Raw genomic sequence first — 15,303 nt, 5'->3', positions numbered from 1 at the left:
TTTTGGGGGGTATCAATGCATTTCGTTTCCCGCGCCATTCTCGGCGCGCTGCTGTCCGCCTGCGCGCCGTCCGTCCTCGCCCAGGTCGCGCCGGCCACGCCTGTTGCCACGCCGGTTGCTACGATCGTCGCCACACCCGGCGGCAACATCCTGCGTGCCGGCGTGCAGATCGCGCTCAAGACCGCCGAACCGCTGACCACTGAAGGCAAGAAATTGCGCGTCGGCCAGCGTGTCCAGCTCGAAGTCGCCGAAACCGTAAGCCTCAACGGCCAGGCCGTGATTCCACGCGGCAGCCCCGTCACCGGCGAAATCACCGATGTCCGCAACAAGGGCATGTGGGGCAAATCGGGCCGGATCACCGGCCGCGTCCTCTACACCCGCGTCAACGGCAACCAGATCCGCCTGACCGGCAGCTTCGATGACAAGGGCACCACCGGCACCGCCGGCGTCGTCGCCGCCATCGCCTTCGTGCCGATCGCCGGCTTCATCACCACCGGCACCAGCGCCCGCATCCCGCTTGGCGCGCCCGTCACCGCCTTCCTTGACGAAGACATCACGGTCGCCTTCGCCGCGCCCGCCGAGTCCGCCGAGCCAATGGCCGCGACCCCGGCCGCCGCACCCGCGCCAGCAACCCCCGCCGCCGCCAGGACTTCGCTGGTCGACCCGGCGCTGGAGATCAAGGCGTCGCATTAACAGGCGATGACAGGGCCTTCCCTGGCTTTGTCCTCGCGATCAGAGTGAAGCCATCCTTGGGTACAGGGATGGCTTTGCCATGCGCGCCAGGACGGCCCGGCAACCCGGCCCCGCAATCCGGGCCCCGCAATCCGGGCAAAGCGCCCCGGCTCCATCGCCCCTTCAATAGGTCCGGCTCGTCACCTTCGCCGTGCCATCGGGCAATATCTGGATCAGATGCGCGCTGCCATTGTCGCACTGCGCCTTCCATCCCTTCACCCCGGTCGCGATCGCCACGCGCCCGGACCCGCTGACCGAAGGACAGGCCGCCCCGCTCGCGCGGATCGCCTTTTCGAACACGCTGTTGCGCGTCGCCTCGTCCAGCGTCGCCACCTGCGCCGCCGCGCCGCTTTCGGGCGCGTCCGCATCGCGCGCCGCCGGCTGCTCCACGCTCTCGCCACAGGCCGCCAGCCCGCAAAGCAGGCCCATCATCATCAGGCTGCGCATGTCATTCCTCCGGTCGGCGCGTTGTTCATCCGCGTCCTGTGCCGCCTGCGCCCGCGCAAGGCAATGCCCGCCGGCCGCCGCGCCCGGCGGCAAACCCGTCGCACCGGCGCCCATGCGATAAATATTTGTTAAGATTTTGCGCCAACACTGGCCGACAGGCGGCATTCGACACGAAATCGCGCCGGAAGGGAGAGCAGCCGATGCATGGTTCCGACTTCGTCTATTATTCCGCGCGCAGCCGGAAGCAGCGGCTGATGGCCGACCGCGCCACCTCTCCCCGCGCCCGCGCCGTCCACCACCGCCTCGCCGCCGCCTATGCCGACCGCGCCGCCCTGGCGATGCTCAACAGCGGCTGAGCGCCCGGCGGGACGGCGAACGGCGCGCCCCCCTGTTACCGTCCCGCCATGTACCGGGATCGTTGCGACAGGCAGGATGCAAGGCTTGTCCCGTCATCCCCGCTCGCGCGACAGGGCCATGGCGCGCGCCCACCGGCGGCATCCTCATCGCATGCCCCGCCGTCGCCGCACCGCGCCCACCACCGCGTCCACCCGCGCGATCGCGTCGGCGCTGTCGGGCCGCTCCTGCGTCTGCCCGGCCCGGATCTGCGCCACCTTGTCACGATAATGGATCAGCAGCCGCAGCGCGACGGTCAGGTTCTGCACCCGCTTCACCTTGCGCCCCTTCACCGCGCCGTCGCCGTCCAGCATCACCTCTTCCACTTCGCTGCCATGCAATGCCGCCCGCATCAGCAGCAGTTCGATCTCGCTATAGCCGATCTCCAGCGCCTGCGCCCATGCCTGCGCAAAGCCGGGATCGCTGGCCCGCCGCCGATAGGCGCTGGTCCGGCTCTTGCCCACCGTCCGCGCCGCCTCGCTTGCATTGCACGTCTCGGCCAGCGCTTCCAGGAACAGTGCTTCCTGCGCCCTGGTCCAGCCATCCTTGCGCGGCTGACGCTTCTGCGCCCGCACCGCCCCGCCCAGGCGCTGCCGCTGCGGCGTCAACGCCGCACCTCCATCCATCCCCTCCGCCGCCATCCCCGCCACGCCCCCTTCCGCAAAAGAAAAGGGGCCGGTCCATAAGGACCAGCCCCTTCACGGCGATTGCTCATCAGGCATGCTGCCCTGCCGAGACATCGCATAATATCAAGGTCCGCCGCCATTTGGGCGACTCGCATTTTTCCACTGTCCGCATCTCTGCCAGATCAGCGTCACGCTGTCAAGCAAAATGTGCCATATGGGTTAAATTCAGGCCGCCATCATCCGCGCCATCGCTTCCTGCTCCTGCGCCAGGGCATCGGCCACGCTCGGCCGCGCCTTCACCCGCTCCAGCCAGGCCGCGACCCTGGGCCAGCGCGCCGCGTCCAGTCCCTGCGAACAATAGCAGACATTGATGATCGGGCAGGCCGCGGCAATATCCGCCAATGTGAAGCGATCCTCGACCAGCCAGCCGCTTTCGGGCAGCACGCCTTCCAGATAGTCATAGATGGCGGGCATCTTGTCCGCCTCCGCCGCATCCGCCAGCGCCGGGTCGTGCGGCACCTTCAGCGCCTTGCCCACCACCCGGTTGAAGAATATCTGCCCGCCCACCGGCTGGGCGATGGTGTCGCCGAATTCCTCGAACCAGATCGTCCGCGCCCGCGCCCTGGCTTCGGTCGGGATCAGGTTCGGTTCGGGGTGCAGGGCATCCATATAGGTTATGATCGCGGTCGAATCGCTGATCAGGAAATCGCCATCCTCCAATGCCGGCATCTTGTTGAAGGGCGACGCCATGGCAAAGGCCGGATCGCCCCGGCCAAAGCCGGCCGGCTTCACCTCGATCGCGATCCCCTTTTCCGCTGCAAAGATGATGACCTTGCGCACAAAGGGCGATGGCCGCGCGCCATGGATAATCATGATGTCCTCCTTCTGGTTGGTCGGATATGCAACGCCACCATGTCAATTGCGTAGTATTTTGCAACTAGTTTTTCATGCACCCCCGCCGACCGGCGCCATCGCCGCGAAGCTGTTCCACTCGCTGTCCCCTTCATCCCGCATCGCCGCCATCCGGCCAGCAAAAAGGGCTCCTCCCGCCGGGGGAGAAGCCCTTCTTGCGTGCCTTCAGTGCGTCAGCGGATCAGGCGGCCAGCTTGCGCAGCACATATTGCAGGATGCCGCCGTTCAGGAAATATTCCAGCTCGTTGACGGTATCGATCCGGCACAGCGCGGTGAAGGTGAAGGTCGACCCGTCGGCGCGGGTCACGACCACGTCCACATCCTGGCGCGGCTTGAGGCCCGCGACATTGGTGATGGTGAACGTCTCGTCCCCCGTCAGGCCCAGCGTGTCCTTGTTCTCGCCATCCTTGAACTGGAGCGGCAGCACCCCCATCCCGACCAGGTTCGAACGGTGGATGCGCTCGAAGCTCTCGACGATGACCGAACGGACGCCCAGCAGGTTGGTGCCCTTCGCCGCCCAGTCGCGCGACGATCCGGTGCCATATTCCTTGCCGCCGATGACGACCAGCGGCGTGCCGTCGGCCTTGTGCTTCATCGCCGCGTCATAGATCGGCAGGACTTCGCCCTTATAGCTGGTCATGCCGCCTTCCACGCCGTCCAGCATCAGGTTCTTGATGCGGATATTGGCGAAGGTGCCGCGCATCATGACCTCATGATGGCCGCGACGCGCGCCATAGCTGTTATAGTCGGCCTGCGCGACCTGATGCTCGCTCAGCCACTTGCCCGCGGGCGACGACGCCTTGATCGATCCTGCGGGCGAAATGTGGTCGGTGGTGATCGAATCGCCGAATATCGCCAGCGGCTTGGCGTCGATGATGTCGTTCACCGGCGCCGGGGTCATGCTCAGCCCTTCGAAATAGGGCGGGTTGGCGACATAGGTGGACCCGGCGCGCCAGGTGTAGGTGTCGCTGCCCGTCACGTCGATCGCCTGCCAATGGGCGTCGCCCTTATAGACATTGGCGTAGCGCGCCTGGAACATCGCCCGGTCCATGCAGCCGGCCATGGTCGACGCGACCTCGGCATTGGTCGGCCAGATATCTTTCAGATAGACATCATTGCCCGCCGCGCTGACCCCGATCGGGGTGGTAATGAAATCCTCGATCACCGTGCCCTTGAGCGCGTAGGCGACCACCAGCGGCGGCGAAGCCAGGAAGTTGGCGCGCACGTCCGGCGACACGCGGCCTTCGAAGTTGCGATTGCCCGAAATGACGGCCGCCGCGACCAGGCCGTTTTCGTTGATCGCCGCGCTGATCGCGGGTGCCAGCGGGCCGCTATTGCCGATGCAGGTGGTGCAGCCATAGCCGACCAGGTTGAATCCGACCGCGTCCAGATGGGTCTGGAGGCCGGCGCGTTCCAGATAGTCGGTGACGACCTGGCTGCCGGGGGCAAGGCTGGTCTTGACCCACGGCTTGGGCTTGAGGCCCAGCTCGTTCGCCTTCTTGGCGACCAGGCCGGCGGCGACCAGGACGCCGGGGTTCGACGTGTTGGTGCAGCTCGTGATCGCGGCGATGGTCACGTCGCCGTCGCCAATGTCGAAATCCTTGCCCTCGACCGGAACGCGCTGCTGCGCCTTCTTGTACACATTCGCCATGTCGGCGTTGAACACGTCATCGACTTCGGGCAGCGAAACGCGGTCCTGCGGACGCTTGGGACCGGCCAGGCTGGGGACGACGGTGGCCAGGTCCAGTTCCAGCGTGTCGGTGAACACCGGCTCGACCGACGGATCGATCCAGAAGCCCTGTTCCTTGGCATAGGCTTCGACCAGCGCGATATTCTCGTCGGTGCGGCCGGTCAGGCGCATATAGTCCAGCGTCTTGTCGTCGATGCCGAAAAAGCCGCAGGTCGCGCCATATTCGGGCGCCATGTTGGCCAGAGTCGCGCGGTCGGCCAGGCTCAGCGAAGCAAGGCCGGGGCCGAAATATTCGACGAAACGCCCGACCACGCCCTTCTTGCGCAGCATCTGGGTGCAGGTCAGCACCAGGTCGGTGGCGGTCACGCCTTCCTTCATTTCGCCGACCAGCTTGAAACCGACGACTTCGGGGATCAGCATGGACACCGGCTGGCCCAGCATCGCGGCTTCCGCCTCGATCCCGCCCACGCCCCAGCCCAGCACGCCCAGGCCGTTGATCATCGTGGTGTGGCTGTCGGTGCCGACGCAGGTGTCGGGATAGGCGACGGTCACGCCGTCCGGGCCTTCGCTCGACCACACGGCCTGCGCGATATTCTCCAGGTTCACCTGATGGCAGATGCCGGTGCCCGGCGGCACGGCATAGAAATTGGCGAGGCTCTTGCTGCCCCATTTCAGGAAGTCGTAACGCTCCATGTTGCGCTGATATTCGATTTCCACATTCTGCTCGAACGCCTTGGGCGTGCCGAATTCATCGACCATGACGCTGTGGTCGATGACGAGGTGGACGGGCACCTGCGGGTTGATCTTGCCGGCATCGGCGCCCAGCGCGTTCATCGCGTCGCGCATCGCGGCCAGGTCGACCACGCAGGGGACGCCGGTGAAATCCTGGAGCAGCACGCGGGCGGGGCGATACTGGATCTCGCGCTCGGCCTTGCCCTTGTCATTCTGCCAGTCGACGATCGCCTGGATGTCGGCGGTGGTGACGGTGACGCCATCTTCGAAGCGCAGGAGGTTTTCCAGCAGCACCTTCATCGAAAAAGGCAGGCGCGATACATCGCCCAGCCTGGCGGCCGCCTTCTTCAACGAATAATAGGCAATGTCCCTGCCGCCGACCTTCATCGTGTCGCGTGTGCCGAGTGTGTCCTGTCCGATGGCGGTCATAAGTAGTGCGTCTCCTCGCATGGCGCTGCGGCCAGAGGATGACGCGATTCCACCAGAAGCTCACCGAACGAGGGAAACCGCCCGGTCGGCAAGGTGGCGGGCAAGCGCCCCAACCGATGGCCGAAGCAGGTATGTCCCGATGCTGCGGTGCCATACAGATTAGGACCGCCGAGTCAAATGGACAAAAAGGCCGACCGGGCCTTGCGATCGGACGATCGCGCCCCTGCGCCACGGCCGCGCCCGGAAACAAATCGCCGCACGCACGTTATCGGATGGCCAAGAAGGGATGCCCATCCATGCCGCTGCCTGCTTCGGATTCCATCAAGGAAGCCTATCCCGCCCTGCTTTCCTACCGTCCCGGCCGCGCCATGGCCTGCCCTTCCTGCGGCGAACGCCAATGGCTGGTGGGCCGGATCGTCGCGCAATGCGCCTGCTGCGACATCGCACTTCCGATTGATCCTGCCTGTCGCGGATGGTCCCGCACGGCCGATCCATCGCCCCGCATCCAGCCATTCCCGATCGCCTGAGCGGCAGCGGCGCCAGCCCTGATCACCGCGCCTTTTCCGCCGCGATCCACTGGCCTATCTGACTGTCCAGCACGGTCAGCGGCACCGCCCCCTGCGCCAGCACCGCGTCATGGAAACGGCGCAGGTCGAATGCCGGGCCCAGCGCGGCCTCCGCCTTCGCCCGCAACGCCCGGATCCTGATCTCGCCCAGCTTGTAACCCAGCGCCTGCCCCGGCCAACTGATATAGCGATTGACCTCCGCATCGATATTGGCGTCGCTGAGCGCGCTGTTCGCCTGCATGAAGGCGACCGCCCGCCCCTTGTCCCATCCCTTGGCATGGATGCCGGTGTCGACCACCAGACGACAGGCGCGCCACATTTCGTAGGACAGCCGGCCCATCATCTTTTCGGGCGTGTCGTACAGGCCCATCTCCTCGCCCAGATATTCGGTATAAAGCGCCCAGCCTTCGACATAGGCGGTAAAAGCGGCGAGATATTTGCGGAAGGGCGGCAGCGGCAATTCCTGTTGCAGCGCGATCTGGTTGTGATGGCCCGGCACCGCCTCATGCGCGGTCAGCGCCGGCAATTCCCAATAGGGCCGCTGGTCCAGTTTCGACGTGTTGACCCAATAGGTGCCGGCAATCCCCGCCTCCGGCGATCCCGGCCCATAATAGGCGGTCGTCGTGCCTTCCGCTTCGGCCGCCGGTATCGCCTTCAACCCATAGGGCAGGCGCGGCAGCGTACCGAAATAGCGCGGCAGCAGGCCGTCGATCGCCTTGGCCTGCCGCGCGGCGGCCCGCAGCAACTCTTCGGGGGTCCGGGCATAATGGGACGGATCGGTGCGCAGGTGCCGGATATAGGCGGCGCGGTCTGGATATCCGGCCTGGGCGGCGATCGCGTCCATCCGCTTGCCGATCCGCGCCACCTCCTCCAGGCCGATCGCATGGATCTGGTCCGGGGTCAGGTCGGTCGTGCTGTGCGCCCGCACCCGGCTGGCATACCAGGCCGCCCCGCCCGGCAATGCCGCGGCACTGTCGCTCTTGCGGCACCGGGGCAGATAATCCTGCACGAACAGGGCATGCCACCGGCGATATTCGGGCGCCAGCACGTCGCGGATCAGCGCGATCGCCCGCATCTGCATCGCGCTCCAGTCGGCATCGCTGATATCGCGCGGTTTTTGTCGCTTGAACGGTTCGTAGAAGCGCGTCTCCTCCGGCTTGCCCGCAACGATGCCGCTGATCGTGCCGGCATATTGTTGCAGCACCGAACAGGGCTGGACATAGCCGCCTTTGATCGCCTGCCGCGTGATCGCAAGCGCATCGCCATTCTGCTTCGGGTACAGCGCCAGACGCTTGAGATAGCTGTCATAATCGGCCCGGTTGTAAAAGGGCAAACCGTCCGCCATGGCCGAAAAGCCCTGATGCCAGCCATAATAGGTGGTAAAGAGCATCAACCGTTCGGCCGGGTGCGCATCGCTGTCGATATCGTCCCGCAGCATCCACAGCAACACGTCGCGATTGACGCGATCCGCCGCGTCCAGCGCCTGCGCCGGCACCCTCTCCAGCCGGGCCGCAAAGCCGCGCTCCGCCTCGACCTGCGCGTCGCGCGCGGCAAGCGACATATCATATATCCGGTCATCATGGTCCCTGACGCCACGCGCCGTCGCCTCGACCGGATGGGTGGACAGATACCAGGCCCAATGATCGTTGATGATGCCGTTCAATCGGTCATGGGCGGCCAACTGGTCGGGCGACAGTCGGACTGAAGGCGACAGTCGAACTGAAGGCGTCTGGGCCTGCGCCAGGGCTGGCGTGGCGACGGCGATGAGGAGGGACAGAATCTTGCGCATGGGCGCAATGGATCGCGCGCTCCTGCGATTTTGGCAAGGGGCAAGGGGGCAAGGGGGCAAGCGGGATGGCGGAGGGCGCAGCGTCAGACCGCCGCCACCCCTTCCGCCTCGACAATATTGTCGCCGGCATAAAAGCCCCGCACCCGCACGCGCTTTTCAACATGGTCGACCGGCACGCGCAGCAGGACGAGCCGATAGCTGCCGCCCTGATCGCGCTGGAGCAGGAATCCGCCCGCATCGCGCAACAGCCGCCCGGTTTCGTCCACGCCTGCGCCGATCTCGATCATGCCGTCAATCTATCGCGTCCTTGATCCCCTTGCCAGCCAGGATTCCCAGGACCAGGAACAGGATGAACACCGCGATCGCGATGAAGAACAGGATTTTGGCGATGCCGACAAAGGCGCCGGCCGCGCCGCCGAAGCCAAGCAGCCCCAGTACCGCCGCGATGACGAGCGAGATGATCGCGAGCTTGATCATGGACAATCCTTCCGAGGAAAATGCGATCTTTCTCCAACGGATGACGCAGCGGCATGTTCCGTCCGCGTGGCCGGGATCAGACCCAGCCTTCCAGCACCTGGTTGGGCGGGCGGTGCCCATCGACCCAGGTACGGATATTGGCGATGACGCGCGCGCCGGTGGCGTCGCGTCCCTCGAAGGTGGCCGACCCCATATGCGGCAGCAGCACGACGTTGGACAGCGCCAGCAGGCGCGGATCGACCGCCGGTTCATGGGTATAGACATCGAATCCCGCGCCGGCGATCCGCCCCTCTTCCAGCGCGTCGATCAGCGCCTGCTCGTCGGTGATCTCCGCGCGCGACGTGTTGATCAGATAGCCGTCCGCGCCCAGCAGGGCGATGCGGCGCGCGTCGATCAGGCCGCGGCTGTCGCCATTGAGCGGGCAATGGATCGAAAGAATGTCACTGACCGTCAGCAGCGCGTCGAGATCGGGCTGCCATTCCGCTTCCAGTTCCTGCTCCACTTCGAAGGGCAGGCGATGGCGGTTGTGATAGGCGATCGACAGGCCGAAGGCGCGGGCGCGGCGGGCGACGGCGCGGCCGATCCGGCCCATGCCGATGATGCCCAGCTTCTTGCCGCCGATGCGATGGCCCAGCATCCCCGACGGGCTCCAGCCGCGCCATTCGCCGGTGCGGACCAGCTTCTCCCCTTCCGCCAGGCGGCGCGGGACCGACAGGATCAGCGCCATCGTCATGTCGGCGGTATCTTCGGTCAGGACGCCCGGCGTGTTGGTGACGATGATCCCTTTCCGCCGCGCGGCGGTCAGGTCGATATGGTCGACCCCGCTGCCGAAACTGGCGATGAGTTGCAACCGTTCGGGCGCGGCGTCGATCAGCGCGGCGTCGATCTGGTCGCTGATCGTGGGCACCAGCACGTCGCATTGTGCCATGGCGCGGGCCAGTTCGGCGCGACTCATCGCCACGTCGCCGACATTGAAGCTGGTATCGAACAGGTCCGCCATGCGCGCCTCCACATTGGGGGGCAGGCGGCGCGTGACGATGACGCGCGGCTTGGCGGGGCGCGGTTTTCTGGCCATGCTTTAGGCCGCTATTCCGCGTCGCCCTGCGGGTCAAGCGGATATGGTCTGGCAGGCAGCAGGAAAGGCTGTCGCATCGCGGCGCAAGCCTTTATGGGAGGGGGCATGGGTGTCTTGCTTTTCGGGTTCGGGATGAAACGGCTTTTACTGGGTGCGGGCGCTGTTGCGGCGCTGGCCGCGGGCGCGGATGCGCTGGCGGCGCCGGCCAAGCCGGTGCCCTATTGGGCCTCGCTGGCGCAGGACGAAGCGCGGATGCGCGTCGGGCCGAGCCTCGATTACCCCTCCAACTGGGTCTATCGCCGCCGCGACCTGCCGGTGAAGGTGGTGCAGGTGCTGGGCCAGTGGCGCAAGGTCCAGGATCCCGACGGCGCGCAGGGGTGGATGCATGTCCGCCTGCTCAGCGACACGGCGACCGCGATCGTCAGGGTCGATGTCGCGCCGCTGCACGAATCCGCCAGGGACGGATCGCGCGCCCTGTTCCGGGCCGAGCGCGGCGTCGTCGGGCGCTTGAGCGACTGTTCGGGCGGCTGGTGCAGCTTCGATGTCAAGGGCCAGCGCGGCTATGTAAAGGCCAGCGATGTGTGGGGCGCAACCGCGAAATAGAGCATCGTGCGGAAAAGCGGTTCCCATTTTTCCGCACGATGCAAAAACAGAACTGGAGCGCCCCCCCGATCATGGAGCCTCTTGCGATCCGATCGTGTCGAGGTGCATCATCCGCTTGATCGCGGGCGAGACGAGCAGGACGAGGCCGCCCACCACGACCGCGAACCAGCCGATCCGGCTATAGACATCCAGCACCTGGGTCACGTCGCCCGCCTCCCCGCTGCCGGTGGCGCGGGCGATGAGGCCAGCGATGAAATTGCCCGCCGCCATGGCAAGGAACCAGGTGCCCATGACCAGCCCGACCATCGAGGACACCGACAGGCGCGTCATGGCGGACAGGCCGACCGGCGAGAAGCAGAGTTCGGCCAGCGTGTGGAACAGGTAGATCAGGAATACGAAGAGGACGGGGGTGAGGTTCGCGCCCGCCATCGCCGCGCCGGCAACCAGCACCAGGAAACCCGCGCCGCACAGGATGAGGCCGATGCCGAACTTGGCGGGCGAGGACGGCTCCAGCCGCCGTTTGTCGAGGAAGGTCCACAGCAAGGCGAAGAGCGGCGCGAACAGGATGATGAACACCGAGTTGACCGACTGGAACAGTGACGCGGGCACATCCCATCCGAACATCGCGCGATCGACATTGCGGTCGGTGAAGATGTTGAGCGACGATCCGGTCTGTTCGAACAGGCCCCAGAAGAGCGGGTTGAGCGCGGTCAGGAACAAGGCGGCGAACATGCGGTCGCGGTCGACCTTGCCCAGCGTGCCGAGCGTGCGCCAGAGGATATAGGCGACGGTCAGCGCGGAAAAGCCGAGCAGCGCATAGCCCAGCAACTCCGCATAGCGGATCACCAGCCAGATCGCCACCACGCCCAGGGCGGCGCCCAGATAGATGGTCCATTCCTGGCTGAGGCCGGTGGCGGTGGGCGTGCGCAACTGTTGCGGCGCGGGCGGCTCGCCCCGGCCCAGCAGCCAGGGTTTGAGCCACACGAACATGACGAGGCCGAGCAACATGCCCACCCCCGCCGCGCCGAAGCCCCAGCTCCAGCCCCACAATTCGCCCAGCAGGCCGCAGACGATCGGGCCGAGCATCCCGCCCATGTTGATGCCCATGTAGAAGATCGAATAGGCCGGGTCGCGGCGATGGTCGTCGCGCGGGTAGAGTTCGCCCACCAGCACCGAGACATTGGCCTTGAGGAAGCCTGTACCCACGATGATGCTGGCGAGCGCCAGATAGAAGCCGTTGAGGAAGACAGGCTGCTGCCCCCCCGGTCCTTCGGTGACGGCGATCAGGAAATGGCCGATGGCGATGAACACGCCGCCCGCCGTCACCGCCTTGCGCGGGCCAAGATAGCGGTCGGCCAGATAGCCGCCGATGACCGGGGTGATATAGACCAGCGAGGTGTACGCCCCGTAGAGCAGATAGGCTTTGTCCTCGCCGAACAGGAAATGTTTGGTAAGGTAGAAGATCAGGATGGCGCGCATCCCGTAATAGGAGAAGCGCTCCCACATTTCCGCGAAGAACAGCAGGTACAGCCCGCGCGGATGGCCGAGCCAGGTCTTGCCCGCCTCCGCCGATAGGGTATTCGAGGTCGCCATGAAGGCCCCTTTTATATGCCGTGTGCGTCGGGCCGATGCGGCGCCGATCAGGATGGCAGGCAACCTAGAACCGTTGGGCGCGTCCTGTCAAAAGCCGACCCCTGCCCTTGCGTTCGGGCGCGCGTCGCGCCATCTGTCGCGGCGATGTTCAACGATCGCTCCTCCCCGCTCGCCCTGCTCCAGACCCGCCGTTCGGGCAAGCCCCGCGACCTGATCGCGCCCGGCCCCGACGACGCGCAATTGCGCCAGATACTGGAAATCGCGCTGCGCACGCCCGACCATGGCAAGCTGGCGCCATGGCGCTTCGTGATCGTGCCGCAGGACCGGCGCGATGCGCTGGCCGCGCTGCTGGAAGCGGCCTACCGCAAGGAAAAGCCCGATGCCGGGCGGCTGGAGATCGAGTCGATGCACCAGTTCGCGCGGCAGGCCCCGGCGCTGGTCGTGGCGCTGTCCGCCCCGGTCGCGAACAGCAAGATTCCGGTCTGGGAACAGCAATTGTCGGCGGGCGCGGCGATCATGAACCTGCTCCATGCCACCCATGCGCTGGGCTTTGCCGGTGGCTGGCTGACCGGCTGGCCCTGCTATAATGACGAAGTGCGCAACGCCTTTGGCGGGGAGCATGAAAAAATTGCCGGCTTCATTTTCATCGGAACTCCGGGCAAACCGCAGGAGGAACGGCCGAGGCCAGAATATGACGATGCCGTATCGACATGGGACAGATAATTACACATGTGTAAAGTCATGGGTAATTTCCTATCTTGACCCCTATGGCTGTATTATGGCACTGATGCACCATGGCCGACGAATCCAAACCCGTCTATCTTCGCCTGCGTGAAATCATCGCCGCGTCCATATTGGACGGGGAATTTTCCGATGGCGACCTGCTCCCGTCCGTGCGCGCCTTTGCCGCGACGCAGGGCGCCAATCCGCTGACCGTGGCCAAGGCTTATCAGAGTTTTCAGGATGACGGGCTGGTGCTGGTGAAGCGCGGCGTGGGCATGTTCGTCGCCGATGGCGCCACCCGCCGCCTGCGCGACATGGAGCGCGAACGCTTCATCGAAAGCGTCTGGCCGCCGGTGGCGGCACAAATCAGGCGGCTGGGAATCCGGCTGGACGATCTGGATCTGGCGAAGGCGTAGGGCCTCCCTATTCAGGCGAAAGGCGGGTCAGACGAAAGGCGGGCGCATCGTCCGGCGGCCTTCTACAGCGCCGCCAGCGCGTCCATCGCTTCCTGACGACCCGCAAATCCCGGCACCGCTACCGCGCGGCCCAGCGCCATTTTCGCCTCGCCCTTCCGCCCGGCGGCGGCATAGGCCTGCCCCAGATGCAGTTGCAACACAGGGGCGCCAGGGGCCAGCGCGACCGCTTTTTCCAGCAGGTCGACGGGCGCCGGCCCCCTGTCCCCGGTACGCAGCAATATCCAGCCGAGCATGTCGGCGGTCATCGGGTTGGCGGGCATCAGGCGGTAGGCATGGGCCGCATAGGCGCGCGCGGAAGCGCGATCGCCATTTTCCAGCGCGGCACGGGCCATATCCGCCATCAGCACGGCATCATTATCCCCCACCTGCATCTGCACCGCACGCAGCATCCGCAGCGCGGTGCGCCAGTCCTGCGCCTGCGCGGCGACACCGGCGGCAAGCCGCTGCGCCTCCACATCATTGGGATTTTGCGAGAGGAAAAGCTGCACCACCTGCGCGGCGCGGGCCGGGTTGCCCGCGCGCGCCCAGGCGGCGGCGATGCGCAGCGCGGCAGCGCGATCGAAGCGGATATTGCCTGCCGCTTCATAGGCGCGGGCGGCCTCCGCCGGCTGGCCTGCTGCGTCGAGCGTATCGCCCAGGATCAGCCAGGCGTCGGGCGCGCCGGGATTGGCGCGGCTGAGCTGCCGCGCACGATCGAGCGCTTCTGCCGCCCGCCCGCTGCTGAGCAGGGCGCGAATATAGGGGATATTGTCGCGCGCGGTGGAATCGCTGGCGGGCGGCACGGCGGCAAGCGTCACGTCGCGGGGGCTGGCGAAGGGATCGGCGGCCGCACGCACCGGCCAGGCGGCGCGGGCGAGCATGTCGGCGGCCAGAACGCGATTGCCCAGCCCCTCCTGCGCGCGGGCGGCCAGCGTCAGCACATAGGGATCGGCGTCACGCTGGGCGACGATGGGCGCAAGGGCGGCGGCAGCGGCGGCAAAGTCGCCATTGAGATAGAGGGCGCGGCCAAGCAGGATGCGCGCGTTGCGGTTGTCGGGTTGGGCGGCGACCAGCGGGCCAAGCGCCTCCGCCGCCAGCACCGCGTTGCCATCCTGCATGTGGAGCACGCCGCGCAGCAGGCGGGTCGCCGGCTCGCCGTCCAGCCGCCCCTTGGTGCGATCGAGCAGCTTGCGGGCAAGATCGCCCTGCCCGACCCGCGCCGCCATCACCGCCTGGAGCATCCAGGCGCGCGGATTGGCGGGATCAAGGCTGAGCAGGCGGCGGCTGAGGCTCAATGCCCGGCTGGCCTGGCCCGCATCGGCCAGGGTTGCGGCATATTGTTCCAGCGCCGGGACCGAATCCGGGTTCGCCGCGAGCGCCCGGTCGAACCAGGGCAAGGCGGCGGTCAGCCCATATTGGGCACGGGTCAGTTCTCCGCGCAACGTGAGCGCGCGGGCATTGGCAGGAGCCAGCGCGACCGCACGGTCGGCCGCGAGGATCGCGCCCGCCTGATCGCCGATGGCGATGCGATACCGGCCAAGCTCGATCCAGTTGTCCGCGTCGTCGGGCGCACGCGCCAGCGCCTGTTCCAGCGCCCGGCGCGCACCATCGGCGTCGCCGATCGCCAGCGACGCACGGGCGACGACACGGGCGGCGGGGACGAGCGATGCTTCGGGCAGGTCGGCGGCGCGGGCTTCGCGCAGGGCGCCCTGCGCATCGCCTTGCAGGAACAGCGCCTGCGCCATCACCGCGCGGGTGTCGGCCGCGGGCTGGCCCAGCGCGCGGGCGCGCGTCGCCTCCGCCTGCGCGCCGGGACCATCGCCCAGTTCGGCAAGCGCGCGAGCCTGGGCAACGCGCGCCTGCGCCGAACGGGGATTGGCCTTGATCGCGTTCATCAGCTCGACCCGCGCGGTGCGGGCGTCGCCCCGGTCGAGCGCGGCGATGCCGCGCGTCAGCGCCGCGCTGCCATCGCGTTCATGGCTGCGCCATTGCCAGAGGCCGGCGACGCCGAGCAGCAGCAGCGCCAGGCCGGCGATCAGGAAAATGCGGGTGCGGCGCATC

At 66.7% G+C, this 15,303-nt stretch carries 16 protein-coding genes; 6 read left to right on the top strand and 10 right to left on the bottom strand.

Annotated elements, in window-relative coordinates:
- Positions 1–15 precede the first annotated feature (15 nt).
- The gene (locus Q4610_RS07655; RefSeq protein WP_304535385.1) at positions 16–693 is read left to right on the top strand and encodes a hypothetical protein; all 678 of its coding nucleotides are present in this window, start codon (positions 16–18) and stop codon (positions 691–693) included.
- Positions 694–855: 162 nt separating this feature from the next.
- Here the strand turns inward: Q4610_RS07655 and Q4610_RS07650 are convergent, their stop codons facing one another.
- Positions 856–1,293, bottom strand: a complete 438-nt coding sequence (locus Q4610_RS07650; protein ID WP_336622863.1) for a hypothetical protein — start codon at positions 1,291–1,293, stop codon at positions 856–858.
- Between the two features lie 86 nt (positions 1,294–1,379).
- Here Q4610_RS07650 and Q4610_RS07645 point away from each other — a divergent pair, with 86 nt between their 5' ends.
- Complete coding sequence (locus Q4610_RS07645) at positions 1,380–1,535, top strand: hypothetical protein (protein WP_304535384.1); 156 nt, start codon at positions 1,380–1,382, stop codon at positions 1,533–1,535.
- Positions 1,536–1,679: 144 nt separating this feature from the next.
- Here the strand turns inward: Q4610_RS07645 and Q4610_RS07640 are convergent, their stop codons facing one another.
- From Q4610_RS07640 to acnA, 3 genes are all read right to left on the bottom strand, one after another.
- Positions 1,680–2,213: a hypothetical protein gene (locus Q4610_RS07640; RefSeq protein WP_304535575.1), complete on the bottom strand. Its 534-nt coding sequence runs from the start codon at positions 2,211–2,213 to the stop codon at positions 1,680–1,682.
- 210 nt (positions 2,214–2,423) lie between these two features.
- Positions 2,424–3,071 (bottom strand): glutathione S-transferase family protein, encoded by a 648-nt coding sequence (locus tag Q4610_RS07635; RefSeq protein WP_304535383.1) that lies wholly within the window; start codon positions 3,069–3,071, stop codon positions 2,424–2,426.
- A 220-nt stretch (positions 3,072–3,291) separates the two neighbouring features.
- Positions 3,292–5,961 (bottom strand): aconitate hydratase AcnA, encoded by a 2,670-nt coding sequence (gene acnA, locus Q4610_RS07630; protein WP_304535382.1) that lies wholly within the window; start codon positions 5,959–5,961, stop codon positions 3,292–3,294.
- A 296-nt stretch (positions 5,962–6,257) separates the two neighbouring features.
- On the opposite strand from acnA, the gene Q4610_RS07625 reads away from it, so the two are divergent.
- Positions 6,258–6,488 carry a hypothetical protein gene (locus Q4610_RS07625; protein WP_304535381.1) on the top strand — a complete coding sequence of 77 codons (231 nt, stop codon included), beginning with the start codon at positions 6,258–6,260 and terminating at the stop codon, positions 6,486–6,488.
- Between the two features lie 22 nt (positions 6,489–6,510).
- On the opposite strand, the gene Q4610_RS07620 is transcribed toward Q4610_RS07625, so the two are convergent.
- The 4 genes from Q4610_RS07620 to Q4610_RS07605 form a co-directional block, all read right to left on the bottom strand.
- Positions 6,511–8,316 (bottom strand): DUF885 domain-containing protein, encoded by a 1,806-nt coding sequence (locus tag Q4610_RS07620; RefSeq protein WP_304535380.1) that lies wholly within the window; start codon positions 8,314–8,316, stop codon positions 6,511–6,513.
- Positions 8,317–8,399: 83 nt separating this feature from the next.
- Positions 8,400–8,603, bottom strand: coding sequence for a DUF5818 domain-containing protein (locus Q4610_RS07615; RefSeq protein WP_304535379.1), 204 nt, complete (start codon positions 8,601–8,603; stop codon positions 8,400–8,402).
- 4 nt (positions 8,604–8,607) lie between these two features.
- Positions 8,608–8,793 carry a DUF1328 family protein gene (locus tag Q4610_RS07610; RefSeq protein WP_304535378.1) on the bottom strand — a complete coding sequence of 62 codons (186 nt, stop codon included), beginning with the start codon at positions 8,791–8,793 and terminating at the stop codon, positions 8,608–8,610.
- Positions 8,794–8,869: 76 nt separating this feature from the next.
- On the bottom strand, positions 8,870–9,868 hold the full coding sequence (locus tag Q4610_RS07605; RefSeq protein ID WP_304535377.1) for a 2-hydroxyacid dehydrogenase: 999 nt from the start codon (positions 9,866–9,868) through the stop codon (positions 8,870–8,872).
- A 105-nt stretch (positions 9,869–9,973) separates the two neighbouring features.
- Between Q4610_RS07605 and Q4610_RS07600 the strand changes: the two genes are divergently transcribed.
- Positions 9,974–10,471: an SH3 domain-containing protein gene (locus tag Q4610_RS07600; protein ID WP_304535376.1), complete on the top strand. Its 498-nt coding sequence runs from the start codon at positions 9,974–9,976 to the stop codon at positions 10,469–10,471.
- A gap of 69 nt (positions 10,472–10,540) precedes the next feature.
- Here Q4610_RS07600 and Q4610_RS07595 read toward each other — a convergent pair whose 3' ends face one another.
- The gene (locus Q4610_RS07595; RefSeq protein WP_304535375.1) at positions 10,541–12,064 is read right to left on the bottom strand and encodes a peptide MFS transporter; all 1,524 of its coding nucleotides are present in this window, start codon (positions 12,062–12,064) and stop codon (positions 10,541–10,543) included.
- Between the two features lie 144 nt (positions 12,065–12,208).
- Here Q4610_RS07595 and Q4610_RS07590 point away from each other — a divergent pair, with 144 nt between their 5' ends.
- The gene (locus Q4610_RS07590; RefSeq protein WP_304535374.1) at positions 12,209–12,787 is read left to right on the top strand and encodes a nitroreductase family protein; all 579 of its coding nucleotides are present in this window, start codon (positions 12,209–12,211) and stop codon (positions 12,785–12,787) included.
- A gap of 71 nt (positions 12,788–12,858) precedes the next feature.
- On the top strand, positions 12,859–13,203 hold the full coding sequence (locus tag Q4610_RS07585; protein WP_304535373.1) for a GntR family transcriptional regulator: 345 nt from the start codon (positions 12,859–12,861) through the stop codon (positions 13,201–13,203).
- Positions 13,204–13,265: 62 nt separating this feature from the next.
- On the opposite strand, the gene Q4610_RS07580 is transcribed toward Q4610_RS07585, so the two are convergent.
- Positions 13,266–15,302, bottom strand: coding sequence for a tetratricopeptide repeat protein (locus tag Q4610_RS07580; RefSeq protein ID WP_304535372.1), 2,037 nt, complete (start codon positions 15,300–15,302; stop codon positions 13,266–13,268).
- Between the last annotated feature and the right edge of the window lies 1 nt (position 15,303).

The sequence above is a fragment of the Sphingobium cyanobacteriorum genome, from assembly GCF_030580935.1.
In the GTDB taxonomy this organism is placed as follows: Bacteria; Pseudomonadota; Alphaproteobacteria; order Sphingomonadales; family Sphingomonadaceae; genus Sphingobium; species Sphingobium cyanobacteriorum.
The sequence above is the reverse complement of the archived record's forward strand: the minus strand, read 5'-3'. Positions and strand labels throughout refer to the sequence as shown.

Bases quoted from the DNA above. Each gene is read 5' to 3' on its own strand.
- Q4610_RS07635 (WP_304535383.1), bottom strand. From the start codon at position 3,071: ATGATTATCCATGGCGCGCGGCCATCGCCCTTTGTGCGCAAGGTCATC.
- Q4610_RS07585 (WP_304535373.1), top strand. From the start codon at position 12,859: ATGGCCGACGAATCCAAACCCGTCTATCTTCGCCTGCGTGAAATCATC.
- Q4610_RS07590 (WP_304535374.1), top strand. From the start codon at position 12,209: ATGTTCAACGATCGCTCCTCCCCGCTCGCCCTGCTCCAGACCCGCCGT.
- Q4610_RS07640 (WP_304535575.1), bottom strand. From the start codon at position 2,213: ATGGCGGCGGAGGGGATGGATGGAGGTGCGGCGTTGACGCCGCAGCGG.
- Q4610_RS07610 (WP_304535378.1), bottom strand. From the start codon at position 8,793: ATGATCAAGCTCGCGATCATCTCGCTCGTCATCGCGGCGGTACTGGGG.
- Q4610_RS07615 (WP_304535379.1), bottom strand. From the start codon at position 8,603: ATGATCGAGATCGGCGCAGGCGTGGACGAAACCGGGCGGCTGTTGCGC.
- Q4610_RS07580 (WP_304535372.1), bottom strand. From the start codon at position 15,302: ATGCGCCGCACCCGCATTTTCCTGATCGCCGGCCTGGCGCTGCTGCTG.
- Q4610_RS07620 (WP_304535380.1), bottom strand. From the start codon at position 8,316: ATGCGCAAGATTCTGTCCCTCCTCATCGCCGTCGCCACGCCAGCCCTG.
- acnA (WP_304535382.1), bottom strand. From the start codon at position 5,961: ATGACCGCCATCGGACAGGACACACTCGGCACACGCGACACGATGAAG.
- Q4610_RS07605 (WP_304535377.1), bottom strand. From the start codon at position 9,868: ATGGCCAGAAAACCGCGCCCCGCCAAGCCGCGCGTCATCGTCACGCGC.
- Q4610_RS07625 (WP_304535381.1), top strand. From the start codon at position 6,258: ATGCCGCTGCCTGCTTCGGATTCCATCAAGGAAGCCTATCCCGCCCTG.
- Q4610_RS07655 (WP_304535385.1), top strand. From the start codon at position 16: ATGCATTTCGTTTCCCGCGCCATTCTCGGCGCGCTGCTGTCCGCCTGC.
- Q4610_RS07600 (WP_304535376.1), top strand. From the start codon at position 9,974: ATGGGTGTCTTGCTTTTCGGGTTCGGGATGAAACGGCTTTTACTGGGT.
- Q4610_RS07595 (WP_304535375.1), bottom strand. From the start codon at position 12,064: ATGGCGACCTCGAATACCCTATCGGCGGAGGCGGGCAAGACCTGGCTC.
- Q4610_RS07645 (WP_304535384.1), top strand. From the start codon at position 1,380: ATGCATGGTTCCGACTTCGTCTATTATTCCGCGCGCAGCCGGAAGCAG.
- Q4610_RS07650 (WP_336622863.1), bottom strand. From the start codon at position 1,293: ATGGGCGCCGGTGCGACGGGTTTGCCGCCGGGCGCGGCGGCCGGCGGG.